Source organism: Herbaspirillum robiniae (assembly GCF_002213415.1).
In the GTDB taxonomy this organism is placed as follows: domain Bacteria; phylum Pseudomonadota; class Gammaproteobacteria; order Burkholderiales; family Burkholderiaceae_D; genus Herbaspirillum; species Herbaspirillum robiniae.
Window position 1 is genome coordinate 102,963 of record NZ_NJGU01000006.1, and the last position, 26,107, is coordinate 129,069.

The window sequence follows — 26,107 nt, forward strand, 5'->3', positions numbered from 1 at the left end:
AGATCGCCACCCGGCGCCAGCGCAATCCTGTGAACAAAGAAAAAGCCGCACTCCCTGACGGAAGTGCGGCTTTTTTACATGGGAAGCGCTGCGATCAGCCGAAGTAGTTCAACCCCAGCGCGGCGTTGACTTCGGACATGGTCTTGGCCGCCACCGCGCTGGCGCGCTCGGTGCCGCGCTTGAGCATGGCCAGCACTTCGCCGCGGTCCTTGGCGTAGTGTTCGCGGCGGGTGCGGATCGGCTCCAGCATTTCCTGCAGGATGCCTTCCAGGCGGCGCTTGACCACGCTGTCGCCCAGGCCGCCGCGGGTGTAGTGCGCCTTCAGTTCGGCCACGGCGTCGCGATCGGGGTCGAAGGCGTCCAGGAAGGTAAACACCACGTTGCCTTCCACCTGGCCGGGATCATCCACGCGCAGATGGTTGGGATCGGTGTACATCTGGTGCACGGCTTGCTTGATTTCCTTGGCCGAGGCGCCCAGCGCGATCGAGTTGCCCAACGACTTGCTCATCTTGGCCTTGCCGTCGATGCCCGGCAGGCGCGCGGTCTCGGACAGCACTTCCTTGCACTCGACCAGCACTTCGCGCTCGACGGTGGCGTTGAATTTGCGCACCAGCTCGTTGGTCTGCTCGATCATCGGCAACTGGTCGCCGCCCACCGGCACCAGCTGGCCCTTGAAGGCGGTGATGTCGGCGGCCTGGCTGACCGGATAGGTCAGGAAGCCGGCCGGAATATCGCGCTCGAAGCCGCGCAGGCGGATCTCTTCCTTGATGGTCGGGTTGCGCTCCAGGCGCGACACCGTCACCAGGTTCAGCAGCACCATCGACAGCTCATAGAGCTCGCGCACCTGGGACTGGATGAAGATGGTCGATTTTTCCGGATCGATGCCCACGGCCAGGTAGTCCAGCGCCACCTCCAGCACGTTGTCGGTGACTTTCTGGTGACGGCCGACGTTGTCGGTCATGGCCTGGGTGTCGGCCAGCAGCAGGAACTGGTTGGCGGTCTCCTGCAGCGCCACGCGCGACTTGAGCGAGCCGATGTAATGGCCGAGGTGCAGCGGGCCGGTGGGACGGTCGCCGGTCAGGACGGTGGGACGTGTTGCGGGGGAATTGCTGGCTGGTGCGTTCGAAGACATGGTCATTCCTGATCGATTATCTGTCTGGAATGCCGCCGGTCCCGAAGCTTGAAAACAATGCCGCCGGTTCCGGCGGCATCACATGGTCAAACTGTGAAGCGAATCACTTCGCTGGCCGCCTGGGTCAGGCGCGCCACCAATGCTGGATTTTCGCAAGTTGAAGTCGGAAAAGCATGGCGGCGAGTATAGCATCCCGGCGGCCCGATGTTGCGCCGCATCGTCGCCCCGGGCCGAAAAAAGCCCGGCCCGGAACGCCGCCCGCCCCGCCGCCGGCAACAAAAAACCGCATCCGTGGATGCGGTCTGCGCGGCAGCGGGCCCGGGTATCAATAGGCGCCCGGCGGCGGGCCGTAGTACACCGGCGGCGGACCGTAATAGCCCGGCGGCGGGGGCGGCGCGTAGTAGTAGCGGCGCGGATGGTAGGTGTAGGCCGTGGCCTGGCGCTGGGTCTCGACCTGGTTGCCCTTGCTGTACATGCACTGGGTATAGGTCATGTCGTAACGCTGCTGCATCGAGTAGTTGCCGCCGGCCGCGGCATTGCTGCCGGCCGCGCTGCCCACCAGCAGGCCGCCGCCGGCGCCGATGGCCGCGCCCGCGCCCGCATTGCCGGAAGCCGCGCCGATCAGGGCGCCGGCCACCGCGCCCACGGCGGTGCCGACGGCGGCGCTGTTGGCGGTATTGTTCTGGGTCTGCTGGGCCTGGCCGCCGATGGCGTCCTGCGCGTATTGCTGGCACAGTTGCTGGTCGGCGCGGAACTGTTCATAGCTCTTGTCCTTGCCCGGCATGGCCATGACCGAGGGGCCGGTGGGCACGCTCACGCAGCCGCCCAGCGCCAGCAAGGCGCCGATGGCGGTCACTGCGGTGGCTGTCTTGTAGATGGGTTTCACGTTGTTTCCTTTGCGCCGCCGAGGCGGCATGGCGTTTCAATCTTTTTTGCCGGCGAGGTCCTGGCCCGCCCGTGCGCCCTGGCGCCTTATTGCGGCGGCGGACCGTAGCCCGGGGCCGGCGTGTTGGGCACCACCTTCATCCAGGCGCTGGGGCAGCTCTGCACGTAGGGGTAGTAGGCCTTGGACTCCTGGCAGTAGTACCAGAAGTCCTGGCGCGGCTGCTCGACGTAGACCGGCGGCGGCACGCGCTCGACATAGACCGGCGGAGGATAGTAGACCGGCGGCGGCACCCATACCGGGCCGCCGATCACCACGCCGCCGTAGAAACGGGTATGCGCATAGGTCGCTGCGCTGGCCATCATGCCGGCCACGGCGAGCGCGCCGCAAATTCCGATTGCCGCTAATTTCTTCATGTTTTGCCTCTGGGAATTCCCACATTCGGCCGCCTCCGCAGCCGGTTCTCCTGTCGCGCCTCACGGCGCTGCTCCGTATCGATGCGTCGCTGCCCTGCCCGCTGCGGCGGCCTCTTCCCCTCGCCGGGAATCACTGCCGGCGCGGCCTGCGGGCGCATTGAGCGCATGAAAGCAATATACGCCGGGGCCATCCGGAAAGCCTGAGTTGTTTCAATTCGTAACCCAAATAAATATTGCTATACATAAGGCTGCAAAGCCTTTGCAATCAAGGGCTTGGCGAGGGGCAAAAACGGCTGGCATCGCCTTTGCCGGCGCTTCCGGGCCACCTGCCGTCGCCCATGAAAAACAGGGCATGGATGCGTTCATCCATGCCCTGCCTTGGCCTGTGCCGCCTTGGGGAAATCAGCCCGGACGGGTCATTTCCTCGGGCTTGATCCATTCGGCGAACTGCTGCTCGGTCACATAGCCCAGCGCCAGCGCAGCTTCCTTGAGCGTAGTGCCGTCATGGTGGGCCTGCTTGGCGATCTTGGCGGCCTTGTCGTAGCCGATATGCGGCGCCAGCGCGGTGACCAGCATCAGCGACTTTTCCATCAGGTCGGCGATGCGGTCGCGGTTGGCTTCGATGCCGCGCGCGCAGTGCTCTTCGAAGCTGGCCATGCCGTCGGCCAGCAGGCGCACGCTCTGCAGGAAATTATGGATGATCACCGGCTTGAAAACGTTGAGCTCGAAGTTGCCGGAAGCGCCGCCGATGTTGAGCGCGACGTCGTTGCCGAAGACCTGGGCGCACAGCATGGTCAGCGCCTCGCACTGGGTCGGGTTGACCTTGCCCGGCATGATGGAGCTGCCTGGCTCGTTCTCGGGAATGGTGATCTCGCCCAGGCCGGAACGGGGGCCGGAAGCCAGCCAGCGCACGTCGTTGGCGATCTTCATCAGCGAGGCGGCCAGCGTCTTCAGGCCGCCGTGGGAGGCCACCAGGGCGTCATGGCCGGCCAGCGCGGCGAACTTGTTGGGCGCGGTCTTGAACGGGAAGCCGAAATGCTTGGCCAGCTCGGCGGCCACGCGCTCGCCGAACGCCGGATGCGCATTCAGGCCGGTGCCCACGGCGGTGCCGCCGGCGGCCAGTTCGGACACGCCGTTCAAGGTCGCGATGATGGACGCTTCGGCATGCATCAGCTGGGCGACGTAACCGGAGAACTCCTGGCCCAGGGTCAGCGGGGTGGCGTCCTGCAGGTGGGTGCGGCCGATCTTGACGACGTCGGCGAACTTGGCCGACTTGTCTTCCAGCGTGGCGCGCAGCTTGTGCAACGAAGGAATCAGGTGGGTCGCCACCGCCATGCAGGCGGCCACATGCATCGCGGTCGGGAAGATGTCGTTGGAGGACTGGCTGCGGTTGACGTCGTCGTTGGGGTGGATCAGGCGCTCTTCGCCACGCACGCCGCCCAGCAGCTCCGAGGCGCGGTTGGCCAGCACCTCGTTCATGTTCATGTTGCTCTGGGTGCCGGAGCCGGTCTGCCAGACCGACAGCGGGAACTCCAGCGGATGCTTGCCGGCGATCACCTCATCGGCGGCGGCGATGATGGCGTCGGCCTTCTTGCCGTCGAGCTTGCCGAGGTCGCGGTTGACCGCCGCACAGGCGCGCTTGACGGCCGCCAGCGCCACGATCAGCTCGGCCGGCATGCGTTCGGTGGAAATGTGGAAGTGGTGCAGCGAGCGTTCGGTCTGCGCCCCCCAAAGCCTGTCGTCGGGGACTTCGATCAGGCCAAAGGTGTCGCGCTCCATGCGGTGTTTCATGATGCTTCTTCTCCGTGTTGTCGGAGCCGCTCGCCACAGGCCGCCGGCGGCGTTGCGCCCCGTGCGGCAGTCTGTCTGCAGCGGCTCTCAGGAGGGCCGGAAACGGCCCGGTAACCCCGTACGGCTCTGGCTAAGCACTGCCGGCTGAGCAATATGAGATGCTGAAAACCGTGGCCGCGCAGGCAGCCCGCGCGGCGCTGAAACTCTCTTAGTTTAACTGCTGGCAAGGCCGTTTGCAGGACGCAAGGGCGAAAGAAGCTGGCGTTGTAGGTGTTGCGGCCGGGGCCGAAAAGGAGGCGGCGCAGGGCCGGTGCTCAGCCCTGCTTGTCCTTCGGCGGATCCGGCAGGACACAGGCGTCGAGCACCTGCAGGTCGTTGTCCTTGGCGAAGTTGACGACGAAGTGGTAGGCCAGCGGATCGAGCTCGCGCAGCGCCTCGTTGACCACCACCGAGCGCACGCCGTCGATGTGGGTCGGCAACACGTAGGGGGAATACTTCAGGTGGGCGTTGCGGCCGCCGCTGCCCTCGGGGCGGAAGCACGACATCACGCCGCACAGGCGCTCGGCCCAGTCGCTGGGACGGAACTGCCGCCCATCCGAGGTCTTGCCGAGGATGATGAATTCTTGCGCGGGTTTGATGGGATCAGCCATACATGCAGTTCTTTTAAAGCGCTTGCAACCGAATGCCCTTGTCCTGATGGGACCGGAGCCCTGAATTCCGAGGTGCCTTCGCGACGATACGCGTGGGTGCCTGCGGCTCTATGTATTATATCTTATAGAAGACTTGGCTTCTACCCGATGTTCCCCTGCCCGCCCCGTCGCCCTTGCGGCGGATTCCCTCGCCGGGCTTGTCATTCATGCATGCGATGCCGGACAGCAACTCCAGTCTGGCCCAATGCAAACCGCAAGTATACCGGGCCGGCCGATTTTGCGTTGCAAAAAACTAAGCGGGCCTGAGCCCGCTTATCTGACTTGCGCCTGGGCTCAGCCCATCCACACCGCCACCGACAGCAGCAGCAGCAGGAACATCCACAGCAGCAGCGCCCGCCACACCAGGCCCACTGCGCTTTGCAGGGTGCGCGGGGAAGGCGTGTCGCCGGGCAGGCCGTCGGTCTCTTCCGGCAGAGTGTCGACGGTGGCGGCGTCCACCGGCAGGATGATGCCTGCCGCGGCTTCCTTGGGGGTGCCGAAGCGCACGCCCATGGCGCCGCCCCCGGCGGCCAGGATGATGCCCGCGGCCTCGTCGTCCCAGCGGCTGGCGAAGTTGCGCCAGGCGTAGATGGCGTCCTCGAAATTGCCGACCACGGCGAAGGCGGCGGCGGTCAGGCGCGCCGGAATCCAGTCGATCCAGTAGAAGGCGCGCGCGGCGAAGCGGCCGAAGGCCTCGTACTTCATGTGGTCGGGTTCGTTCCAGGCGCGCGAGAGGTATTCGGCCACGCGATACATCACGGCCAGCGCCGGGCCGACCGGCATCAGGAACCAGAAGAACACGCCGAACACATGGCGATGGGTGGTGATCAGCGCGCGCTCGGCGGCGATGCGCGAGATCTCGCTGACGTCCATCCCGGCGGTATCCTGCTTGGTCCACTCGGCCAGCAAGGCGCGCGCGGTCATTTCGTCGCCGCTGTTGAGCGCCAGCTGGATCGAGGTGAAGTAGTGGCTGTAATGGCGGAAGCCCAGCGTCAGGTAGACGATCAGCACGTTCCAGGCGAACGCCGCGATCGGGCTGATGTGCACGCACAGCCAGTAGATCAGCGCGACCGGCACGGTCAGCGCGCCGACCATCACCGCCCAGCCCAGGCGGCCGTGATGGGCATGGCCGGCGTTGAACCAGGCCTCTATGCTGCCGGCGAAAGACTTGATCGATGCATAAACCGGATTGTCCGCACGCAGTGGTTTGAGTTGTTCGATTAACAGCGCAAAGAGAATGGAGAGGAATGTCATCAAGCGGCCTTATGGTCTATAGACCGTACGATAGCGCAGTGCATGATGGGAATCAAACAATTGATTCGTTGACGGCACGCAATGGCGAAGCGCTTCGTCGTTTTGCCTGCTGGCGCCCTCAAGGCGGGCGCGCCGCCGCAATGCGCGCGCACGCTCAGGTGCGCAGGAAATGGAAGAGGTTGCGCAGCATCCCGGCGGTGGCGCCCCAGATGAAATAGCGCTGGTAAGGCATGGTGTAGAAGCTGCGGCGCCCGGCCGGCTGCGGCAGCTCGACCGAACGGCGCTGGTGGTTCACGCCGTCCATCAGGAAGGCCAGCGGCACCTCGAAGATCTCGGCCACCTCGCGCGTGTCGGCGACCGTCTCGAACGGCGGCGCGATCAGGCCGGCCACCGGCGTGACGCGATAGCCGGTGCCGGTGAAGTAGTCGGGCAACGAGCCGATCACTTCCACGTGGCCGCGCCCCAGGCCGATCTCCTCTTCCGTTTCGCGCAGCGCGGTCTCGATGGCCGAGCCGTCGTAGTCTTCGCGGCGACCGCCGGGGAAGCTGATCTGGCCGGCGTGGTCCTTGAGGTCGGCATTGCGCTGGGTGAACAGTACGGTCAGGCCTTCCGGGCGCAGCACGATGGGAATGAGCACCGAGGCCAGCCGGAAACGGCCATTGGACTCCACCATGCGCGCCAGCTGGTCGCCGCTGTGCTCGGGCTCCCAGCGCGGCGGATCGGCGAAGCGGCGGCGCAGCCAGTCGGCGTTCATGCGCGCGGGATCCAGGGCGTGCTCGCCGGCGACGGCATCAACAGGCAGGATGACTGGATCGAAACTGGCCACGGCGGAAGTGTTCGCTTGGAAAATTGAATAAGGTGAGATTGTGCCGGAAAAGAAAAAGGGGCGTCGCGAGACACCCCTTTTCTTCAAAGCATATGCATGCCGGATATTACTCTGCAGCCTTTGCCGAACGGCTGGGCAGCTTTTCCTTGATGCGAGCCGACTTGCCCGAACGCTCACGCAGGTAGTACAGCTTGGCGCGACGGACGTCACCGCGGCGCTTCACTTCGATCGAAGCGATCAGCGGCGAGTACAGCTGGAAAGTACGCTCGACGCCTTCACCGGACGAAATCTTGCGAACGATGAAGTTCGAATTCAGACCACGGTTACGACGTGCGATCACGACGCCTTCGTAGGCCTGGGCGCGCTTGCGGGTGCCTTCGACCACGTTGACGCTGACAATCACGGTGTCGCCGGGGGCGAAGTCGGGAATGTTCTTGTTGAGACGCGCGATCTCTTCTTGCTCGAGTTGCTGGATCAGATCCATTTTTTGCTCCTGTAACCATCATGCCGGCGCCTGTGGCCTTGCGGCCCAACTTGTTGCCCGGTAGAGGATGGGGTTTCAATTACAGCGGACGGGCCGCTGCACGTTGCTGCCGGCGCATGCCGGCGGGTACTGCTGGTACGACTTCCTTACGCGACGCCTTGCGGCATCAGCGATCTGCGCTTGCTTGCAGACCGCTCAAAAACTTTTCATCGACCTTGCTCAGCAGGCCGTTTTCACGCGCCCTGGCGATCAGGTCGGGGCGCTTGGCCTGGGTCGCCTCAAGCGCCCGCTGCCGCCGCCACTTCATGATCTCGGCGTGATGACCGCCCAGCAGGATCGGCGGAACCGGTTCACCTTCGTACACCTCGGGCCGCGTGTAGTGCGGGCAATCCAGCAGGCCGTTGACGAAACTGTCCTCGACCGCCGATGCGCCGTCGTTCAGCGCGCCAGGCAACAATCGGATCACCGCATCCATCAGCGCCATCGCCGGCAGCTCGCCGCCGGAGAGCACGAAATCGCCGATGCTGATTTCCTCATCCACGCACTTGTCGAGCAGACGCTGGTCGATCGCTTCATAGCGACCGCACAGCAGCACCACGCCCGGATCCTGCGACAGCCCCACCACCCGTTCATGGGTCAGCGGCGCGCCTTGCGGCGACAGGTAGATCACCCTCGGCCTGGCCAGCCCAAGGTCCTGCTGGCGCTGCCGGGCGGCGCCGATGGCGGCCTCCAGCGGCTTGGCCAGCATCACCATGCCGGGACCGCCGCCATAAGGCCGGTCATCCACGGTGCGGTGATTGTCGGTGGTGAAATCGCGCGGATTCCACAGCGACAGGCCCCAGCGTTTCTGTTCCAGCGCCCGGCGGGTGATCCCCGACTGCGTCAGCGCCGCGAACATCTCGGGAAACAGAGTGACGACATCGAACTGCATCACGCCTCCATTCCCATTAATCCTGTTGCGAACCCGTCGACGCCGGAAATGAAAAAACTGACCGAAGTCAGTAATCCATGCCCCAATCGACGATGATCTTCTTTTCTTTCGGCTGTACCGTCTTGACGAACTGGTCGACAAACGGAATCAGCAGTTCGGGCGCCGCTGCGGATTTCTCCCTGGCGCCCTTCTTTGCCTGCGCGGCTTCTTCGCCCTGCGGTGCGGTTTCCTGCACCGGCACGACCACCTTCAGGATCGGGTGGGCGCCGTTGTCCATCATGTCGGACACCACGCCCAGCTGTTCGCCCTGCAGGTTTTCCACCGCCGAGCCGATCAGATCGACCCAGTAGAATTCATCGTCATCCAGCACCGGGAAATGCTTGCGGGAGATGTAGACCGCCGTTCCCTTCAAGGCCTCCGCCGCATTGCGGTCGGCGACTCCGGTCAGGCGCGCAACGACATCGCCGCTGTGCTCCTTGGACTGCATGACGTCGATATCCTGCTTCGGTGCGCCGGACTTCTCCAGCCACCATGTTTTCGCATTCAGCAGGGCTTGCGCCTCCGTCGAATACGGACGCACGCGAATCCAGCCCTGAATGCCGTAGGCTCCTGTCACATGGCCGACGGTCACGAGGTCGTCGGGTGCGGAGAAACCCGCTTGGGCCGGATTATTCACTGATGCGTCAAACCTGACCTGCACACATGCGCCTGAAAACCAGGCGCTCGGCGACAGGCCGGATAAACTTTATTAGGCAGCGACCTTGGCGGCGTCAGCCACCAGGCGGGCAACGGTCGGCGACAGTTGAGCGCCAACGCCTTGCCAGTAGGCCAGACGGTCTGCAGCGACGCGCACGGTTTCTTCCTTGCCCGATGCAACCGGGTTGTAGAAGCCGATACGCTCGATGAAACGACCGTCGCGACGGTTGCGCGAGTCAGTTGCAACGATGTTGTAGAAGGGGCGCTTCTTGGCGCCGCCACGAGCTAAACGAATAACGACCATAATGGTTCCAGTAAGAATACGGACACGGAAAAGCCGCAGATTATAACGGACTTCCACCCGACTGGGCAACCTGCTTCCCGCTTTTGTGTGCTTATCCAACGCACAAAGCCGTCAAAAACCGCCGATTGTGATGCCAAATTGCATCACGACGGGGTTCCAGCAGGCCTGCGGGATACCGCCTGCCCCATTTCCGCGCAGGAACAGGCCCGCCGATCGGCTATACTCGCCCGATATCCTTACGACAACACGCCGCCGAGCCTGATCGGACGGCCGATGAACGAGAGAGACATAAAAATGCAGCAGCAATCCGGCAAGCACAAGAACAAGACCCTGGCCACCTTGATCGCCGCCGTCCTGGGCGGTATCGGCCTGCACCGCTTCTATCTCTACGGCATGCGCGACCGCTTCGGCTGGCTGCACATCCTGTCCGTTCCGCTCTCGCTGGCGCTGACGGCGGCCCGGCCGGATGCGCCGCAGCTGTTCACCGCCCTGCCCCTGGTGCTCTCGGCGCTGTGCGCCTGCCTGGAGGCGCTGGTGATCGGCCTGACGCCGGACGACAAATGGGATCAGAAGCACAACCCCGCCAGCGGCAGGCAATCCGAGTCGCACTGGATCCTGGCCGTGATCATCGTGCTGACCGTGGGCCTGGGCGCGATGGGCCTGATCGCCCTGCTGGCGCGCAGCTTCGACCTGTTGTTTACCGGCGGCGCGTTCGGCTGAACGAAGACCGCCGCACAGGCAAAAAGCCCGGAAGACCGCTGAGGTCTCCCGGGCTTTTTTGTTTCCCGCATTCCCGCGCGCGGCGGGAAGCGGTCAGAACTGGTCTTCGGACAGCGCCAGCACCGACTGCGCGCCGTCGACGATGGCGGTGCGATACGCCAGTGCCTGCGGCAGGATCTGGTCGGCGAAGAAACGCGCCGTGGCCAGTTTGGCTTCATAGAACTTCGCGTCGCCCTCGCCCGCCTTCAGCCTGGCCGCCGAAATCGCCGCCGCGCGCGCCATCTGCCAGCCGCCCAGCACCACGCCGGCCATCTTCAGGTAGGTCACGCTGCCGGCGAACACCGACTTGATGTCGCTCTTGACGTTGGCCACCACGTAATCGACCACCTCTTCCAGCGCGCCGGCCGCCTCGTTCAGGCGCAGGCTGATGACCTTGAGCTGCGCATCGCCTTCCAGTTCGGCCGCGGTCTTGCGCACCTGGGCGATGATGCCCTTGGCCACCGCGCCGCCGTCGCGCGCGGTCTTGCGGCCGACCAGGTCGTTGGCCTGGATGGCCGTGGTGCCTTCGTAGATCGAGAGGATGCGGGCGTCGCGGTAGTACTGCGCGGCGCCGGTCTCTTCGATGAAGCCCATGCCGCCGTGCACCTGCACGCCGGTGGAAGTGACATCGATGGCCAGCTCGGTCGACCAGCCCTTGACGATGGGCACCAGGTATTCATAGAAGGCCTGGTTGGCCTTGCGGGTCGCCTCGTCGGCGTGGAAGTGCGCGGCGTCGGAGGTGGCTGCGGCCACGTAGGCAAGCGCCCGCGCACCTTCGACCTGCGCGCGCATGGACATCAGCATGCGGCGCACATCGGGCTGGTGGATGATCGTCACCGGACCGGCGGAGCCGGCCAGGTCGCGCGACTGCACGCGGTCCTTGGCGTAGGCCACGGCCTTCTGGTAGGCGCGCTCGGACACCGACAGGCCCTGGATGCCGACCGCGAAGCGCGCGGCGTTCATCATGATGAACATGTATTCCAGGCCGCGGTTCTCCTCGCCCACCAGCGTGCCGATGGCGCCGCCGTGGTCGCCGAACTGCAGCACCGCGGTCGGGCTGGCCTTGATGCCCAGCTTGTGCTCGATCGACACGCAATGCACGTCGTTGCGCTCGCCCAGCGAGCCATCGGCGTTGACCAGGAACTTGGGCACGACGAACAGCGAAATGCCCTTCACGCCTTCCGGCGCGTTCGGCGTGCGCGCCAGCACCAGATGGACGATATTCTCGGCCATGTCGTGCTCGCCATAGGTGATGAAGATCTTGGTGCCGGAAATCTTGAAGGTGCCGTCGCCCTGCGGCACGGCGCGCGTGCGCACCAGCGCCAGGTCGGAGCCGGCCTGCGGCTCGGTCAGGTTCATCGTGCCGGTCCACTTGCCGGAGATGAAGTTGGCGATGTAGGTTTCCTGCTGTTGCTTGGTGCCGGCGGTCATCAGCGCCTCGATGGTGCCGTCGGTCAGCAGCGGGCACAGCGCGAAGGACAGGTTGGCCGAGTTCAGCATCTCGATGCAGGGCGTGGCCAGCAGCTTGGGCAGGCCCTGGCCGCCGAACTCCACCGGGTGCTGCACGCCTTGCCAGCCGGCTTCGCCGAACTGCCTGAAGGCTTCCTTGAAGCCGGCGCTGGTGGTTACCTTGCCGTCGGTCCAGAAGCTGGGTTGCTGGTCGCCGGAATGGTTCAGCGGCGCCACCACCTCGCCGCAGAACTTGGCGTTCTCTTCGAGGATGGCCTCGGCCGTTTCCGGCGTGGCGTCTTCACAGCCCGGCATGGCGTTGACTTCGGCCAGGCCGGCCAGCTCGTTCATGACGAACAACATATCCTTCAATGGCGCGGTGTAACTCATCTCCAACCTCCTGAGTAAAACTGAACTGAAGCGATCTGACGTCGCTCCTTGCTTGCGAAAAATACGTCCGGCGCAACGGCAAAAATGAAACCGCCGCCGGATGAAAACACCCCGGCCAAAGCCGGGGCGAAAACTGCTGTAGATGCTGCCGGTTCGCCGGGAATCAGCCCAGCTGCTTGACCAGCTCGGGCACGACCTCGAACAGGTCGCCGACGATGCCGTAATCGGCCACCGAGAAGATCGGCGCTTCCTCGTCCTTGTTGATCGCCACGATCACCTTGGAGTCCTTCATGCCGGCCAAATGCTGGATCGCGCCGGAGATGCCCACCGCGATGTACAGCTGCGGCGCCACGATCTTGCCGGTCTGGCCGACCTGCCAGTCGTTGGGCACGTAGCCGGCGTCCACCGCGGCGCGCGAGGCGCCCATGGCGGCGTTCAACTTGTCGGCCAGCGGCTCCAGGATCTTGAAGCTTTCCGACGAGCCCATGCCGCGGCCACCGGAAACGATGATCTTGGCGGCGGTCAGTTCCGGACGATCCGACTTGGCGACTTCACGGCCGACGAAGCTGGACTTGCCCGAATCGGCCACGGCCGAAATGATTTCCACCGCCGCCGAACCGCCTTGCGCGGCCTGGTCGAAACCGGTGGTACGCACGGTGATGACCTTGACGGCGTCAAGCGACTGCACGGTGGCGATCGCGTTGCCGGCGTAGATCGGACGCTCGAAGGTATCGGGCGAGTCGACCTTGGTGATGTCGGAGATCTGGCCCACGTCCAGCTTGGCGGCCACGCGCGGCAGGATGTTCTTGCCGTAGGCGGTGGCGGGCGCCAGGATGTGGCTGTAGTCCTTGGCGATCGCCAGCACCTGCTCGGCCACGTTCTCGGCCAGGCCGTCGGCGAACTGCGCGCCGTCGGCCAGCAGGACCTTGGCCACGCCCGCGACCTGCGCGGCGGCGTCGGCCACCGCCTTGGCATTGGAACCGGCGACCAGCACGTGGACGTCGCCGCCCACCTGGGTAGCGGCGGTGATGGTGTTGAGGGTGCTGCCCTTCAGGCTGGCGTTGTCGTGTTCGGCAATAACGAGTGCGGTCATGATCAGATCACCTTTGCTTCATTTTTCAGTTTGGCCACCAGGGTCGCGACGTCCGGCACCTTCACGCCGGCGCTGCGCTTGGGCGGCTCGGCAACCTTCAGGGTCTTCACGCGCGGCGCCACGTCCACGCCCAGCTCGTCGGGCTTGACGGTGTCGAGCTGTTTCTTCTTGGCCTTCATGATGTTGGGCAGCGTCACGTAACGCGGCTCGTTCAGGCGCAGGTCGGTGGTGACGATGGCCGGCAGGGTCAGGGCCAGGGTTTCCAGGCCGCCGTCCACTTCGCGGGTGACAGTCACCTTGCCGTCTTCCAGCACCACCTTCGAAGCGAAGGTGGCTTGCGGCCAGCCCAACAGCGCGGCCAGCATCTGGCCGGTCTGGTTGCAGTCGTCGTCGATGGCCTGCTTGCCCAGGATGATCAGCTGCGGCTGTTCCTTTTCGGCCAGCGCCTTGAGGATCTTGGCCACGGCCAGCGGCTGCAGCTCAACGTCGGCGCCCACTTCAGCCAGGATGCCGCGGTCGGCGCCAATCGCCATGGCGGTGCGCAGGGTTTCCTGGCACTGGGTCACGCCGGCGGAGACGGCGATCACTTCGGTCACCTTGCCGCCTTCTTTCAGGCGCACGGCTTCTTCCACCGCGATTTCGTCAAACGGGTTCATCGACATCTTGACGTTGGCGATATCCACGCCGCTGCCGTCGCTCTTGACGCGCACCTTGACGTTGTAATCCACGACGCGCTTGACTGGTACTAATACTTTCATCGCATGGCCCTTGAAAAAAGGAATTGACGTAAACGTAAACTTTTGCCGAATTATAAAAGCAAAACGAGGCGCAAACCGAAATTTAGCACGATCGTTCTTTTTGATGTTCGAAGCTTACACACTAATTTCTACGAGCGAAAGAGGAAAATCCGCCCGCAGGCAAAAAAAATGACACGTTGGGAACGCGGCGCAGGCCATCTTCCGCCTGGGAATCCTTTCGATATTGCGGCGCAATATCAACGGCCGCGTAACGGAATACCCAAGGGAATACCCAGGGGAATGACCTTGAAAGACGGCCGCCGGTTTCCGCCAGCCGCAGGATAAACCACAAGCAAGGCCGCAAGGTTCCGCTGCGCGGATCGGAATCGCCGGCGCGAACGCGCCCTGGCGGCTTCACACCGCCAGGTGCGGCACCTTCTCTCCGCGCAGCCCGGAGATGAGGTTGGCGACCGCCAGCTCGGCCATCGCCAGCCGGGTTTCGTGCGTGGCCGAGCCGATGTGCGGCAGCGCCACCACATTGGGCAGCGCCAGCAGCGGCGAATCGGCCGGCAGCGGCTCGACCTCGAACACGTCCAGGCCGGCGGCGTGGATGGTCTTGTCCTGCAAGGCCCTGATCATCGCCTGCTCGTCGACGATGCGCCCGCGCGAGGCATTGATGAAAATGCCGCTGCGCTTCATCAGCCCGAACTCGCGTGCGCCGAACATGCGCTCGGTCTCCGGCGTCAGCGGCAGCATCAGGCAGACGAAATCGGCTTGCGCCAGCAATTCGTCCTTGCTGACGAAGGTGGCATTCAGTTCGCGCTCGGCCTCGGGATTGGGACGGGTGTTGTTGTACAGGATCTTCATGCCAAAGCCGTGGTGCGCCCGGCGCGCCACCGCGCTGCCGATGCGGCCCATGCCGATCAGGCCCAGCGTCTTGCCGTGCACGTTCACGCCGAACTGCGCCTCGCCGATGCTGCCCTTCCAGTTGCCGGCCTTGACGTACTCAGCCAGTTCGACGATGCGGCGCGCACTGGCCAGGATCAGCGAAAAGATGGTGTCGGCGGTGGATTCGTTGAGCACGCCCGGCGTGTGCGCCAGCATCAGGCCGCGCTGCCGGAAGTAATCCAGGTCGAAGTTGTCCACGCCGACCGAGACGGTGGACGCGATCTTCAGCGCCGGCGCAGCGTCCAGCATCTCGTTGGTGATGGGCAGGCTGGCGCCGATGATGCCGTGGGCGCTCTTCAGGGATTCAAGAAAGGCGGCGCGGTTGCCGTCGTTGACGCGGTCGAAGAAGGTGACGTCGAATTCAGCTCGCAGTTGTTCGTTCAGATGCTCCGGCAATTTCTTGTACACCACCACGCGCTGTTTCATTCGTCTTCCTGTTCAATTGATCGTGTTTGAGATTGTCATGTGGCGGCCTCCAGCTCGGCGCGGGTGGGCAGGCCTTCCATGTCGCCCACGACCTGGATGGCAAAGGCGCCGATGCGGTTGCCGCGCATCACGGCCTGCTCGACCGGCAGGCCTTCCAGCATGCCGCTGATGACGCCGACCGCGAAGCCGTCGCCGGCGCCCACGGTGTCGACCACTTCCCTGACCTTGACGCCCGCCACCGTGCCTTCGCCCGCGGCGTTGCGCCAGTAAGCGCCTTGCGCGCCCAGCTTGATGACCACCATCGATACCCCGCGCTCCAGATAGAAGGCGGCGATATCGCGGGCTTCAGTGTACCCCGTCAGGATTTTTCCTTCAGACAGGCCCGGCAAGACCCAGTCCGCCTTGAAGGCCAGCTCGTTCAGTTTCTGCGCCATCGCCTGCTGTGACGGCCACAGCATCGGGCGCAGGTTGGGGTCGAAGGAGATGGTCTTGCCGCGCGCGCGCATGAAGTCCAGCGCGTGATGGGCGAAGGCCATGGTGCTCTCCGACAGGGCCGGCGCGATGCCGGTGGCGTGCAGGTGGCGCGCGTTGCCGAAGTAGCTTTCGTCGAAGTCGGCCACCGACAGGTGACTGGCGGCGGAACCCTTGCGGTAATACTCGATGGCGGGGTCGGCGCCGTCCACCGCCTTGGCCTTCAGCTGGATCGCGGTGCGAAACTCCATGTCGGTGATGACGCGGCTGACGTCCACGCCCTCCTGCGCCACGCGCTTGCTGATGAAGCGCCCGAACGAGTCGTTGCCCACGCGGCTGGCCCAGCCCACCTTCAATCCCAGCCGCGCCAGGCCGATGGCGACGTTGGTCTCGGCGCCGGCCAGCCGGCGCGTGTACTTTTCCACATCCTCGAAGGCGCCGACCTCGTCGGCCACCAGCAAGGCCAGCGCCTCGCCGTAGGTCGCCACATCCAGCTGCACGCTGCTCTCGCTCATGATCCTGTTTCCGTCAAACCGCGGCCAGCATCGCGACGTAGCGCCGCGTGACCTCTTCCAGGTCGCTGCCCACCAGCGGGAATTCAATGGCCCGCAAGATCCCCTTGGGGAAATGCGCGATCAGTTGCTGCCAGTCACTGTCCTGCGCCTGCAGCGGCACCGCTTTCAATTTGCCCTTGTCGTCGCGCACGCCCTTGCAGTGCACATAGCGGATGTAGGGCGCCAGGGTGCGCGCCGCCAGCTCGGGTTCGACGCCGTTCCAGCGCCAGTTGCCCATGTCGAAGGTCATGCCGAAGGCATAGCCGTTGCCGGTGCACAGCGACAGGAAGCTGACGATGGGCTCCAGCCGGCCGCCCTGCGGCGTCTGGTCGTTTTCCAGCAGCACCTCGACCGGCGCCTGCGACACGAAACGCAGCAGGCTCTGCAGGTCGCTGGCGGCGGAGAAATGTCCCAGCGACACCTTCAGGTAGCGGGCGCCGAGTTCCTCGCCCTCTTCCATGGCCAGCGCGATCTGTTCGCGGTCGAACTTGCCGTCCGCGCGGAACAGCTCGAACGGCGCCGAATAGACCGAATACAGCTTGTGCTGGTCCAGCAGCGCGCGCAGCGCCGGCAGGTCCTCGGGCCCGTCGAACAGCTCGCGCCGGATCTCGAAACCGGCCGCCCCGGCCGCCGCCACCACATGCACCAGGTCGGTGTGGCCGACGCGGCGCACCAGATCGGCGCCATAGGCGGAAGCGGCGACCAGGACCGGGCTCATTTGATCGAACCCGCGCCGATGAACTGCTTGGCCTCGGGCGTGCGCGGATCGGCGAAGAATTCCTCCGACGGACGCGCCTCCCACACCTTGCCCTGGTGCATGAACACGGTGAGGTCGGCCACGCGTCGCGCGAACTCCATCTCGTGCGTCACCAGCAGCATCGTCATGCCGCCGCGCGCCAGCTCCTCCATCACCTTCAGCACTTCGGCCGTGAGCTCCGGGTCCAGCGCCGAGGTCACCTCGTCGAACAGCATCACCTGCGGCTCCATGGCCAGCGAACGGGCGATCGCCACGCGCTGCTGCTGGCCGCCCGAGAGCTGCTCGGGATAGGCGTCGCGCTTGTGCTCCAGGCCGACCTGCTTGAGCACCTTGACGGCGGTCTCGCGGGTGGTCTCGGTGGCGATCTTCTTGACGATGCGCGGCGAGAGCATGATGTTCTCTTCCACCGTCAGGTGCGGGAACAGGTTGTAGTGCTGGAACACCATGCCCACATCCTTGCGCAGCTCGATCAGGTGCTCGTGCTTGTTGGTCAGCTTGTGGCCGGCCACGGTGATGCTGCCGCCGTCGATGGTCTCGAGCCCGTTGATGCAACGCAGCATGGTGCTCTTGCCCGAGCCCGAGCGACCGATGATCGCCACCACCTGGCCGCGCTCGACCGACAGCGAGATCCCGTTCAAGACCTGGTTGCTGCCGAAGCTCTTGGTGATGTTGTCAATCTCAACGATGGGCATGTAATTTCCTCTCTAAGGCGAAACTGAACCGCGACAGCGGATAACAGAATACGAAATAAATGGCGGCAACGATAGGGAACACCAGGAAAGGCTGGAACGTCGCGTTGCTGACCAGCTTGCCCGCCTGCGCCAGCTCGACCAGGCCGATGATGGAGGCGATCGAGGTGTTCTTGACGATCTGCACCAGGAAGCCCACGGTCGGCGGCAGCGAGATGCGCACCGCCTGCGGCAGGATCACGTAGCGCAGCTGTTGCCAGCGCGTCATGGCCAGCGCGGTCGAGGCCTCCCACTGCGGCACCGGCACCGCCTCGATGCATCCGCGCCAGATCTCGCCCAGGTAGGCGCTGGAATAGATGGTCATGGCGATGGTGGCCGCCACCATCGGCGGCAGCTTGTAGCCGAAGATCGCCAGCCCGTAGAACGACAGGAACAGGATGATCAGCACCGGCGTGCCCTGGATGATCTGGATATACACCGCCGACAGCAAGCGCAACGCCTGGATGTGCGAGGTGCGCATCAGCGCCACGATGAAGCCGGCGATGCCGCCGCCGACGAAGGCCAGCGCCGACAGCAGCAGCGTCCACTGCGCCGCCTCCAGCAGGAAGATGAAGTTATCGATGGAAAATTCAGCGAGCATTACATCCTCCTAGGACGGGCGACGCCCAGACGGCGGCGACGCTTGAACACGACCAGGCCGATCAGCCAGAACGCCAGGCGGAACAGCAGCGCCAGCGCGATATAGAGAAACATCACCACCAGGTAGATCTCGAAGCTGCGGAAAGTCTCCGCATCCAGCAGGTTGGCAGTGGCGGTCAGCTCCTCGGCCGAGATCGCCGAGACGATGCTGGAGGCCAGCATCATCAGCGTGAACTGGCTGGCCAGCGCCGGGTAGACCTTCTCCAGCGCGGGCGTGAGCACCACGTGGCGGATCACCTGGCCGCGCGTCATGGCCAGCGCCTGCGCCGCCTCGATCTGCGAGGGATGGATGGCCATCATGCCGGCGCGCACGATCTCGGTGGAATAGGCGCCGAGGTTGACCGTCATCGCCACCAGCGCGGCGATGTTGGCGTCGACCTGCACCCCGATGGAGGGCAGGCCGAAGAAAATGATGAACAGCTGGACCAGGAACGGCGTGCTGCGGATCAGCTCCACATAGGACGTCACCGCGAAGCGGGCCGGCGCGCTGCCGTGAATGCTCACGATCGCCCCGAATATCCCCACCGCCAAACCGCAGATCATCGACAGCGCGGAGAGCCGGATGGTGAGCAGCGCCCCCATCAGCAACTGGTCGAGATGCTGGAAGATGAACGCGAACTGAAAGTCATAGTGCATCGAAAACTCCTCCCGACACCCGGTAACCCGGGGTCACAAATCCGATGCATGCGCTGGATCACGCAGCACCGGTTTGCTTGATTCTTCAATGCCGAATAATCACATCGGCCAATTGCATCAAACTTGCCTTAGGTCCGTAGCGAGAGGCTGTCAGCGCGGCGCAGAGAAGCGCAGGCGCCGGAATGTACTTCAGTACATGAGGATGTCGAGCATCGCATGCGCCGCGCTGACAGCCTCGCCGTAGGACATAAGGCAAGTTTTAGAACACCGGCAGGTTCGGCAGCGGACCGGCCCACTTGCGCGAGATCGCGTCCAGCTCGCCGTTCAGCTTCACGTAGTAGATGAAGTTGTTCAGCCATTGCTGCAGCTCGTAGGAGCCCTTGCGCACGGTCATCGAGTTCGGTTGCACCGAGTACGGGAACTTGACTTCGATCTTGCCCTGGCCGCGGGTCTTCACGATTTCGGTCGCCATGGTGTTGGGGATCGAGATCGCGTCGACCTGGTTGGACAGCAGCGCCTGGGTCACGGTGGAGTCATCCTCGAAGCGCACCAGCGTGGTTCCCGGAGGCGCCAGGCGCGTCAGCGCGGTGTCGTTGGTGGAACCGCGCGAGACGCCGACTTTCTTCTTCACCAGGTCGTCGAGCTTCTTGTAGTTGCTGCCGACCGGGCCGACGATGGACAGCTCGAAGCCGCTGTAGGGGATGGTGAACAGCACGGCCTTGGCACGCTCGGGCGTCGGCGCCAGCGTCGCGGCCAGCATGTCGACCTTGCCGGACTCCAGCGCCGGGATGCGGGCCGGCGGCACCAGCGGAACGATTTCCACCGGCAGGCCCAGGTACTTGCCGATCAGGTTGGCCACGTCGACGTCGTAGCCGATGGGCACGCCCTTGGCATCGACGCTGCCGAACGGCGGCGTGCCGCTGACCACGCCGATGGTGATCTTGCCCTTCTTGGTCAGCTCGGCGATGCTCTGCGCGCTGGCGCTGGCGGCGCCTGCGACCGCGCAGGTCGCGGCCAGGGTCAGCGCGATGAATTTGGTGCTGAAAAGCTTCTTGATGCTCATCCTAGTCTCCTGAAAGTACGCCGTGGATCACGGCGAAATGTGCCGTGATCCACGGCAGTCCGTGTGGCTCCAAACCCGGTCGGGTTCTTGCGCCCCTCTTTGCTGCTACGCCTGATATGCCTCAGGTCTGTCTGCCGCCGATGAAGGCCGGCCCTTGCTTGCAAATCCTGCGGGCGACGACTGCGCCCTTCCGTCCTGTTCTAAGGTCTGACCAGTCGGGCGCAATGGCGCCGCGTTCTGAACTACCCTCCCCTGCAAATCACTGGTACCGGTTCCAGCCGGTCGCCTTAGACCTCGCTACGCGGCGATGCCAGGCGCCGTCGCCGCGGCCGCCTTGCGCATCTTCTGCGCCACCCGGCTGCTCAAGGCCATGTCCCCGCTGCCGGCGACGCTCACGCTCGATCCGCGGCTGATCAGCCTGCCGTCCAGGAGGATCTCCATGCGCACCGAGCGTTCACCGTTGATGCGCACCAGCAGGCGTTCGATCGCGGTGAAGCCGATTTCATAGGTCGGCTGCTCGATGGTGCTGATGCCGCTGCCCACCAGCGGCGACCACGACAGCTCGTCGAAGCACAGCAGGCCGACGTCGTCGGGAAACCCCAGCTTCATGCTTTGCAGCGCCAGCGCGATCTGCAGCGACACCATGCCGTTGCCGGCCAGGATGGCGACGCGCCCGCCGCTGCCGCTGCGCCGTTCGAAGAATTCGCGCAACACGGTCGCGGTGTGGCCGGGCTGGTCGATATGCACTTCCAGCGTCTCGCCGTGGCAGTCAGACCGCTCGGACATCGCCTGCAGGAAACCGGCCTGCCGCCCCTGGCGGGAACTCACGCCGTACAGCGGCTGCACCACCAGCGCGATATCGGTATAGCCCTGCGCCAGCAGGTGGCGCGTGGCCAGCTGCGCGGCCTTGACGTTGTCCAGCCCGACCAGGTCGAAGTCGCAGCCCTCGATGCGACGGTCCAGCAGCACCACCGGGAAGGCCGCCTGCCCCAGCTCCTTTAACGGCGTCACATTGCGCCCCTGGGTATTGAACAGCAGGCCCTCGACGCTGTAGGAATGTAGCGCCGCCAGCGACTGCTTCTCGCGCTCCTCGTCGTTGCCGGTATTGCACAGCATCAGCGTGTAACCGTACTTCTGGCAGGCCGCTTCCGCGCCGTGCAGCACCGCCACCGAATAGGGATTCAGGATGTCGGCCACCAGCATGCCGATCAGCCGGGTGCGCCCGCCCTTCAGTCCGCGCGCCATCTGGCTTGGCTGGTAACCCAGGCGCGCGATGGTCTTGCCGATCTGGTCGCGCAGGCGCACCGACAGCGCGTCGAATTCGCCGCCGAGGTAACGCGATACGCTGGTTTTCGACACCCCGGCCTCACGCGCGACCTGCGCGATCGTGACCCGGTCGGTGCCGGTCTTTGTGTTTTGTCTCACTGTTGCCCGCCAAATCTGTTGATCGCGTCGCGATCGTTGTCAGTCGATTTGTGCTTCTCGGGTTCCGGGCTGCTCATTTATTGAATCTTTTGGAACCGGTTCCAAGATAGCAGCGCAAAAAATGTTTGGCAAACGCTTTCAGATGAAAAATTTGAGGCGCTTGGATGAAGTTGAGCGGATAGTGACGGAATGCAATATGAAATGCGAGCAAGTACCCGCAGGCCGACCTTCTCATCGCATGCGACAACAGGCCGGCGACACCGCTGGGAGATGCGCCGGCCTTGGCCAGAAAAAGAAAAAGCCGCCCGAAGGCGGCTGGTGGATCGATGCGCGAGGTCCGCTGCGGGCCGCGCTCACACGGCCTGCTGCTGCATATGCTTGTGCACGGCTTCCAGCACGATGGGATCCAGGCCCTCGCCTTGCGTGCGATCGATATAGTCAAGGAAGGCCTTGCGCATGCGCGGCTCCCAGAAACGCTTGAGATGCGATGCCAGATCGGCCACGGCCTGCTCGCGGTCGGGCATGGTGGAGAAAAAAGAGCCGATCTGGTTGGCCATCTTGATCAGGTGTTCGGTGTTCATGTGTCGTCCTCCTGCAAATGTTGTTATATCGCTGCCCCAGCCTGCACTTCAGCGCAGCCGGTGCGGCCTGGCATAGACCACATGCCCCTGTTTGCGCACAAAACCGAGCAGCGTCACATCGGTCTCTTCGGCCAGCCGGATCGCCAGCGCGGTCGGCGCCGAGATGGCGGCGATGAAGCCGATGCCTACCGTGGCCGCTTTCTGCACCATCTCGTAGCTGGCGCGGCTGGTGATGATGGCCGCGCCTTGCGAGAAATCGGCGCCGTCTTCGGCCAGCGCGCCGATCAGCTTGTCCAGCGCGTTGTGGCGGCCGACGTCCTCGCGCACCAGGGCGATCCTGCCGTCGGCGCCCAGCCAGGCGGCGGCGTGGGTGGCGCCGGTGATCTGCTGCAATTGCTGGCCGCCCTGCATGTCTTCCAGCGCGGCGTGGATCTGGTCGATGCTGAAGCGTGCGCCGCCGGCGGCCACCGCTTTGGGATGGCGCACCGCCTGCTCCAGCGTCTCGGCGCCGCACAGGCCGCAGCCGGTGCGACCGGTCAGGTTGCGGCGCTTCTCCTTCAATGCCACGAAACGCTCGGTGGCGATGCGCATCTGCACCTGCACGCCCTCGCAACCGGGGACGATCTCGCATTCATACAACTCGCCCGGCTCGGCCACGATGCCCTCGGTGAGCGAGAAGCCCAGCGCGAAGTCCTCCAGGTCGGCCGGCGTGGCCATCATCACGGCGTGCGAGATGCCGTTGTATTCCAATGCGATGGGCACTTCCTCGGCCACCACGTCGTCCACCGTCTCGCGACGGCCGTCGCGCCAGCGGTCCACGCTCACGCGGGCTGAAGTTGCATATTCGCCGGTGGCTTCATCGACGTTGGGGGATGGGGGGATGCGTGCGTTCATGCTTTCCTGCGGTTCATTGTGTAACGGTATGACGATGCTGCGTGCTACGGAGAAATCACGTTAATGCCTCCACCGCCGTGTCGTTCCGGCGCAGGCCGGAACCCAGTGACGTGCGGGGTGCATCCACGGCCGTTTAACGTCGCTGGATCCCGGCTTTCGCCGGGATGACGGTTTATATTTCGACGGCAACCGGGCGGATCGTCGTGACACCGCGCCGGCCACCCATCACTTCGTCACCAACGGCTCCGCCGCCTTCTCACCCTTCAGCAGGTCAAGCTGCTCGCGGTTGAAGCGCTGGTAGTGCTGCTGCCATTGCGACGGCTGCACGACGGGCTGCGGCAGCACCTGCACCGCCGTCACCTTGTACTCGGGGCAGTTGGTGGCCCAGTCCGAGTTGTCGGTGGTGATCACGTTGGCGCCCGATTCCGGGAAGTGGAAAGTGGTGTACACCACGCCCGGCTGCACCTTCTCCGTCACGGTCGCACGCAGCACGGTCTGGCCGGCGCGCGATTCGATGCCGACCCAGTCGCCCTCGCGGATGCCGCGGTCCTCGGCGTCGTGCGGGTGAATTTCCAGCACGTCCTCGCTGTGCCACTGCGAGTTCTCGGTGCGGCGCGTCTGGGCGCCGACGTTGTACTGCGACAGGATGCGGCCGGTGGTCAGGATCAGCGGGTAGCGCTGCGTCACCTTCTCGTCGGTGGCGAAGTATTGCGTGTTGAGGAACTTGCCCTTGCCGCGGATGAAGCTGCCGATGTGCATGATGGGCGTGCCCTCGGGCGCGGCGTCGTTGCACGGCCACTGGATGCTGCCCAGCTTCTCCAGCTTGGCATAGTTGACGCCGTGGAAACTCGGCGTCAGCGCGGCGATCTCGTCCATGATTTCAGAGGGATGATTGTACGGCATCGGGTAGCCCAGCGCTTCGGCCAGGGCCACCGTGACTTCCCAGTCGGACTTGCCGGCCTTGGGCGGCATCACCTTGCGCACGCGCGAGATGCGGCGCTCGGCGTTGGTGAAGGTGCCGTCCTTTTCCAGGAACGAGGAGCCGGGCAGGAACACGTGGGCGTACTTGGCGGTTTCGTTCAGGAACAGGTCCTGCACCACGATGCATTCCATCGCCTGCAGGGCGGCCGCCACGTGCTGGGTGTTGGGGTCGGACTGCACGATGTCCTCGCCCTCGCAGTACAGGCCCTTGAAGCTGCCGTCCAGCGCGGCGTCGAACATGTTGGGAATGCGCAGGCCCGGCTCCGGGTTCAGCGTCACGCCCCAGGCCTGCTCGAACTGGCCGCGCACGGTGGAGTCCGAGATATGGCGATAGCCCGGCAGCTCGTGCGGGAAGGAACCCATGTCGCACGAGCCCTGCACGTTGTTCTGGCCGCGCAGCGGGTTCACGCCCACGCCTTCGCGGCCGACGTTGCCGGTGCACATGGCCAGGTTGGCGATGCCGATCACGGTGGTGGAACCCTGCGCGTGTTCGGTCACGCCCAGGCCGTAGTAGATGGCGGCGTTGCCGCCGGTGGCGAACAGCCGCGCGGCGCCGCGGATCTGCTCGGCCGGCACGCCGGTGACTTCGGCCATGGCCTCGGGCGAATTGTCCGGCCGCAGCACGAACTCCTTCCAGTCGTTGTAGGACTTCACGTCGCAGCGCTCGAGGATGTAGTCCTCCTTCTGCAAGCCTTCGGACAGCACCACATGCGCCAGCGCGGTGATGATGGCGACGTTGGTGCCGGGGCGCAGCTTCAGGTGGTAGTCGGCCTGCACGTGCGGCGACTTGACCATCTCGGTGCTGCGCGGGTCGATCACGATCAGCCTGGCGCCCTGGCGCACGCGGCGCTTGATCTGCGACGCGAACACCGGGTGGCCGGAGGCCGGATTGGCGCCCATGATCAGGATCACGTCGGACTTCATCACCGAGTCGAAGGTCTGGGTGCCGGCCGACTCGCCCAGCGTCTGCTTCAGGCCGTAGCCGGTGGGCGAATGACACACGCGCGCGCAGGTGTCGACGTTGTTGTTGCCGAAGGCGGCGCGCACCAGTTTCTGCACCAGGTAAGTCTCCTCGTTGGTGCAGCGCGAGGAGGTGATGCCGCCGATGGAATCCTTGCCATGCTTGGCCTGGATGCGGCGGAACTCGCTGGCCGCATAGGACAGCGCCTCGTCCCACGACACCTCGCGCCACGGATCGTTGATGCTCTTGCGGATCATCGGGTTGAGGATGCGGTCCTTGTGCGTCGCATAACCCCAGGCGAAACGCCCCTTCACGCAGGAGTGGCCGTGGTTGGCCTTGCCGTCCTTGTACGGCACCATGCGCACCACCTCGTTGCCCTTCATCTCGGCCTTGAACGAGCAGCCCACGCCGCAATAGGCGCAGGTGGTGACCGCGCTGTGCTCGGCCTGGCCCATCATGATCACGGTCTTCTCGGTCAGCGTCGCGGTCGGGCAGGCCTCCACGCAGGCGCCGCAGGACACGCACTCGGATTCCATGAAGCTGTCCATCTGGCCGGCCGAGACGCGCGACTCGAAGCCGCGGCCGTTGATGGTCAGCGCGAAGGTGCCCTGGGTCTCCTCGCAGGCGCGCACGCAGCGGTTGCAGACGATGCACTTGGATGGGTCATAGGTGAAGTAGGGATTGGACTCGTCCTTCTTCAGCTCCAGGTGGTTCTCGCCCTCGTAGCCGTAGCGCACTTCGCGCAGGCCGACGGCGCCGGCCATGTCCTGCAGTTCGCAGTTGCCGTTGGTCGGGCAGGTCAGGCAGTCCAGCGGGTGGTCGGAGATGTAGAGCTCCATCACGCCGCGGCGGATCTCGGCCAGCTTGGGCGTCTGCGTGCTGACCTTCATGCCCGGCTCGCAGGGCGTGGTGCAGGAGGCCGGGTAGCCTTTCATCTTGCGGCCGTCCTTCTCGATCTCCACCAGGCACAGGCGGCAGGAGCCGAAGGGTTCCAGGCTGTCGGTGGCGCACAGCTTGGGCACGTTGATGCCTGCCTCGACCGAGGCGCGCATGACCGAGGTGCCGGCCGGCACCGTGACGGCGACGCCGTCGATCTCCAGCGTGACTTCCTGTTCCGCGACGCGCGCCGGAGTGCCGTAGTCGGTTTCATTGAGCTGATTCATGATGCAAACCTCCGCAATACGATGA

Annotated in this window: 26 protein-coding genes; 1 reads left to right on the plus strand and 25 read right to left on the minus strand. The window is 64.7% G+C overall.

Going from position 1 to position 26,107, the window contains the following annotated elements; all coding sequences use genetic code 11:
* Positions 1-94: 94 nt before the first annotated feature.
* From trpS to rpsP, 11 genes are all read right to left on the minus strand, one after another.
* On the minus strand, positions 95-1,132 hold the full coding sequence (gene trpS, locus CEJ42_RS12040) for a tryptophan--tRNA ligase (protein WP_088751438.1): 1,038 nt from the start codon (positions 1,130-1,132) through the stop codon (positions 95-97).
* A gap of 325 nt (positions 1,133-1,457) precedes the next feature.
* Positions 1,458-2,018, minus strand: coding sequence for a glycine zipper family protein (locus tag CEJ42_RS12045; protein ID WP_079218864.1), 561 nt, complete (start codon positions 2,016-2,018; stop codon positions 1,458-1,460).
* 86 nt (positions 2,019-2,104) lie between these two features.
* Complete coding sequence (locus tag CEJ42_RS12050; protein ID WP_079218863.1) at positions 2,105-2,431, minus strand: hypothetical protein; 327 nt, start codon at positions 2,429-2,431, stop codon at positions 2,105-2,107.
* A gap of 402 nt (positions 2,432-2,833) precedes the next feature.
* Positions 2,834-4,222, minus strand: coding sequence for a class II fumarate hydratase (gene fumC / locus CEJ42_RS12055; RefSeq protein WP_079218862.1), 1,389 nt, complete (start codon positions 4,220-4,222; stop codon positions 2,834-2,836).
* Positions 4,223-4,536: 314 nt separating this feature from the next.
* Complete coding sequence (locus CEJ42_RS12060) at positions 4,537-4,872, minus strand: DUF3579 domain-containing protein (RefSeq protein WP_079218861.1); 336 nt, start codon at positions 4,870-4,872, stop codon at positions 4,537-4,539.
* A gap of 333 nt (positions 4,873-5,205) precedes the next feature.
* On the minus strand, positions 5,206-6,165 hold the full coding sequence (locus tag CEJ42_RS12065) for a CobD/CbiB family protein (RefSeq protein WP_079218860.1): 960 nt from the start codon (positions 6,163-6,165) through the stop codon (positions 5,206-5,208).
* 154 nt (positions 6,166-6,319) lie between these two features.
* The gene (locus tag CEJ42_RS12070; protein WP_079218859.1) at positions 6,320-6,991 is read right to left on the minus strand and encodes a CoA pyrophosphatase; all 672 of its coding nucleotides are present in this window, start codon (positions 6,989-6,991) and stop codon (positions 6,320-6,322) included.
* Between the two features lie 106 nt (positions 6,992-7,097).
* Entirely contained in the window at positions 7,098-7,475 is a 378-nt protein-coding gene (gene rplS / locus CEJ42_RS12075; RefSeq protein WP_079218858.1) for a 50S ribosomal protein L19, read from the minus strand.
* 166 nt (positions 7,476-7,641) lie between these two features.
* Positions 7,642-8,406, minus strand: a complete 765-nt coding sequence (gene trmD, locus CEJ42_RS12080; protein WP_079218857.1) for a tRNA (guanosine(37)-N1)-methyltransferase TrmD — start codon at positions 8,404-8,406, stop codon at positions 7,642-7,644.
* Positions 8,407-8,473: 67 nt separating this feature from the next.
* Positions 8,474-9,082 carry a ribosome maturation factor RimM gene (rimM, locus tag CEJ42_RS12085; RefSeq protein ID WP_088751228.1) on the minus strand — a complete coding sequence of 203 codons (609 nt, stop codon included), beginning with the start codon at positions 9,080-9,082 and terminating at the stop codon, positions 8,474-8,476.
* 72 nt (positions 9,083-9,154) lie between these two features.
* A complete protein-coding gene (gene rpsP / locus CEJ42_RS12090) occupies positions 9,155-9,406 on the minus strand; it encodes a 30S ribosomal protein S16 (RefSeq protein ID WP_079218855.1) in 252 nt (83 codons plus the stop codon).
* A 294-nt stretch (positions 9,407-9,700) separates the two neighbouring features.
* Here rpsP and CEJ42_RS12095 point away from each other — a divergent pair, with 294 nt between their 5' ends.
* A complete protein-coding gene (locus CEJ42_RS12095) occupies positions 9,701-10,126 on the plus strand; it encodes an NINE protein (protein ID WP_088751229.1) in 426 nt (141 codons plus the stop codon).
* Between the two features lie 93 nt (positions 10,127-10,219).
* Here the strand turns inward: CEJ42_RS12095 and CEJ42_RS12100 are convergent, their stop codons facing one another.
* From CEJ42_RS12100 to fdhF, 14 genes are all read right to left on the minus strand, one after another.
* The gene (locus CEJ42_RS12100) at positions 10,220-12,004 is read right to left on the minus strand and encodes an acyl-CoA dehydrogenase (RefSeq protein ID WP_088751230.1); all 1,785 of its coding nucleotides are present in this window, start codon (positions 12,002-12,004) and stop codon (positions 10,220-10,222) included.
* Between the two features lie 163 nt (positions 12,005-12,167).
* Positions 12,168-13,097: an electron transfer flavoprotein subunit alpha/FixB family protein gene (locus CEJ42_RS12105; protein ID WP_088751231.1), complete on the minus strand. Its 930-nt coding sequence runs from the start codon at positions 13,095-13,097 to the stop codon at positions 12,168-12,170.
* Positions 13,098-13,099: 2 nt separating this feature from the next.
* Complete coding sequence (locus CEJ42_RS12110) at positions 13,100-13,855, minus strand: electron transfer flavoprotein subunit beta/FixA family protein (RefSeq protein ID WP_079218851.1); 756 nt, start codon at positions 13,853-13,855, stop codon at positions 13,100-13,102.
* Positions 13,856-14,248: 393 nt separating this feature from the next.
* Positions 14,249-15,208, minus strand: a complete 960-nt coding sequence (locus CEJ42_RS12115) for a 2-hydroxyacid dehydrogenase (protein WP_088751232.1) — start codon at positions 15,206-15,208, stop codon at positions 14,249-14,251.
* Between the two features lie 35 nt (positions 15,209-15,243).
* A complete protein-coding gene (locus CEJ42_RS12120; RefSeq protein WP_079218849.1) occupies positions 15,244-16,194 on the minus strand; it encodes a sugar kinase in 951 nt (316 codons plus the stop codon).
* A 13-nt stretch (positions 16,195-16,207) separates the two neighbouring features.
* The gene (locus CEJ42_RS12125; protein ID WP_088751233.1) at positions 16,208-16,951 is read right to left on the minus strand and encodes a sugar phosphate isomerase/epimerase family protein; all 744 of its coding nucleotides are present in this window, start codon (positions 16,949-16,951) and stop codon (positions 16,208-16,210) included.
* A complete protein-coding gene (locus tag CEJ42_RS12130) occupies positions 16,948-17,682 on the minus strand; it encodes an amino acid ABC transporter ATP-binding protein (RefSeq protein ID WP_079218847.1) in 735 nt (244 codons plus the stop codon). The genes CEJ42_RS12125 and CEJ42_RS12130 overlap by 4 nt, the downstream gene beginning before the upstream one ends.
* Positions 17,669-18,319 (minus strand): amino acid ABC transporter permease, encoded by a 651-nt coding sequence (locus CEJ42_RS12135; RefSeq protein WP_079218846.1) that lies wholly within the window; start codon positions 18,317-18,319, stop codon positions 17,669-17,671. The genes CEJ42_RS12130 and CEJ42_RS12135 overlap by 14 nt, the downstream gene beginning before the upstream one ends.
* Entirely contained in the window at positions 18,319-19,014 is a 696-nt protein-coding gene (locus CEJ42_RS12140) for an amino acid ABC transporter permease (RefSeq protein ID WP_079218845.1), read from the minus strand. The genes CEJ42_RS12135 and CEJ42_RS12140 overlap by 1 nt, the downstream gene beginning before the upstream one ends.
* Positions 19,015-19,273: 259 nt before the next feature.
* Entirely contained in the window at positions 19,274-20,077 is an 804-nt protein-coding gene (locus CEJ42_RS12145) for a transporter substrate-binding domain-containing protein (protein WP_079218844.1), read from the minus strand.
* Positions 20,078-20,374: 297 nt separating this feature from the next.
* The gene (locus tag CEJ42_RS12150) at positions 20,375-21,502 is read right to left on the minus strand and encodes a LacI family DNA-binding transcriptional regulator (RefSeq protein WP_088751234.1); all 1,128 of its coding nucleotides are present in this window, start codon (positions 21,500-21,502) and stop codon (positions 20,375-20,377) included.
* 353 nt (positions 21,503-21,855) lie between these two features.
* Positions 21,856-22,083: a formate dehydrogenase subunit delta gene (locus CEJ42_RS12155; RefSeq protein ID WP_079218842.1), complete on the minus strand. Its 228-nt coding sequence runs from the start codon at positions 22,081-22,083 to the stop codon at positions 21,856-21,858.
* A gap of 48 nt (positions 22,084-22,131) precedes the next feature.
* On the minus strand, positions 22,132-22,977 hold the full coding sequence (gene fdhD / locus CEJ42_RS12160) for a formate dehydrogenase accessory sulfurtransferase FdhD (RefSeq protein ID WP_088751235.1): 846 nt from the start codon (positions 22,975-22,977) through the stop codon (positions 22,132-22,134).
* Between the two features lie 225 nt (positions 22,978-23,202).
* The gene (fdhF, locus tag CEJ42_RS12165; RefSeq protein WP_088751236.1) at positions 23,203-26,082 is read right to left on the minus strand and encodes a formate dehydrogenase subunit alpha; all 2,880 of its coding nucleotides are present in this window, start codon (positions 26,080-26,082) and stop codon (positions 23,203-23,205) included.
* Positions 26,083-26,107: the final 25 nt, after the last annotated feature.

Excerpts from the sequence above, each read along its gene's own strand:
- CEJ42_RS12095 (WP_088751229.1), top strand. The coding sequence starts at position 9,701 with ATGCAGCAGCAATCCGGCAAGCACAAGAACAAGACCCTGGCCACCTTG.
- fumC (WP_079218862.1), bottom strand. The coding sequence starts at position 4,222 with ATGAAACACCGCATGGAGCGCGACACCTTTGGCCTGATCGAAGTCCCC.
- CEJ42_RS12115 (WP_088751232.1), bottom strand. The coding sequence starts at position 15,208 with ATGAAACAGCGCGTGGTGGTGTACAAGAAATTGCCGGAGCATCTGAAC.
- CEJ42_RS12125 (WP_088751233.1), bottom strand. The coding sequence starts at position 16,951 with ATGAGCCCGGTCCTGGTCGCCGCTTCCGCCTATGGCGCCGATCTGGTG.
- CEJ42_RS12120 (WP_079218849.1), bottom strand. The coding sequence starts at position 16,194 with ATGAGCGAGAGCAGCGTGCAGCTGGATGTGGCGACCTACGGCGAGGCG.
- trpS (WP_088751438.1), bottom strand. The coding sequence starts at position 1,132 with ATGTCTTCGAACGCACCAGCCAGCAATTCCCCCGCAACACGTCCCACC.
- CEJ42_RS12060 (WP_079218861.1), bottom strand. The coding sequence starts at position 4,872 with ATGGCTGATCCCATCAAACCCGCGCAAGAATTCATCATCCTCGGCAAG.
- CEJ42_RS12065 (WP_079218860.1), bottom strand. The coding sequence starts at position 6,165 with ATGACATTCCTCTCCATTCTCTTTGCGCTGTTAATCGAACAACTCAAA.
- trmD (WP_079218857.1), bottom strand. The coding sequence starts at position 8,406 with ATGCAGTTCGATGTCGTCACTCTGTTTCCCGAGATGTTCGCGGCGCTG.
- CEJ42_RS12110 (WP_079218851.1), bottom strand. The coding sequence starts at position 13,855 with ATGAAAGTATTAGTACCAGTCAAGCGCGTCGTGGATTACAACGTCAAG.
- CEJ42_RS12105 (WP_088751231.1), bottom strand. The coding sequence starts at position 13,097 with ATGACCGCACTCGTTATTGCCGAACACGACAACGCCAGCCTGAAGGGC.
- CEJ42_RS12155 (WP_079218842.1), bottom strand. The coding sequence starts at position 22,083 with ATGAACACCGAACACCTGATCAAGATGGCCAACCAGATCGGCTCTTTT.
- CEJ42_RS12140 (WP_079218845.1), bottom strand. The coding sequence starts at position 19,014 with ATGCACTATGACTTTCAGTTCGCGTTCATCTTCCAGCATCTCGACCAG.
- CEJ42_RS12050 (WP_079218863.1), bottom strand. The coding sequence starts at position 2,431 with ATGAAGAAATTAGCGGCAATCGGAATTTGCGGCGCGCTCGCCGTGGCC.
- fdhF (WP_088751236.1), bottom strand. The coding sequence starts at position 26,082 with ATGAATCAGCTCAATGAAACCGACTACGGCACTCCGGCGCGCGTCGCG.
- CEJ42_RS12100 (WP_088751230.1), bottom strand. The coding sequence starts at position 12,004 with ATGAGTTACACCGCGCCATTGAAGGATATGTTGTTCGTCATGAACGAG.
- CEJ42_RS12130 (WP_079218847.1), bottom strand. The coding sequence starts at position 17,682 with ATGCCCATCGTTGAGATTGACAACATCACCAAGAGCTTCGGCAGCAAC.
- CEJ42_RS12145 (WP_079218844.1), bottom strand. The coding sequence starts at position 20,077 with ATGAGCATCAAGAAGCTTTTCAGCACCAAATTCATCGCGCTGACCCTG.
- rpsP (WP_079218855.1), bottom strand. The coding sequence starts at position 9,406 with ATGGTCGTTATTCGTTTAGCTCGTGGCGGCGCCAAGAAGCGCCCCTTC.
- fdhD (WP_088751235.1), bottom strand. The coding sequence starts at position 22,977 with ATGAACGCACGCATCCCCCCATCCCCCAACGTCGATGAAGCCACCGGC.
- rplS (WP_079218858.1), bottom strand. The coding sequence starts at position 7,475 with ATGGATCTGATCCAGCAACTCGAGCAAGAAGAGATCGCGCGTCTCAAC.
- CEJ42_RS12135 (WP_079218846.1), bottom strand. The coding sequence starts at position 18,319 with ATGCTCGCTGAATTTTCCATCGATAACTTCATCTTCCTGCTGGAGGCG.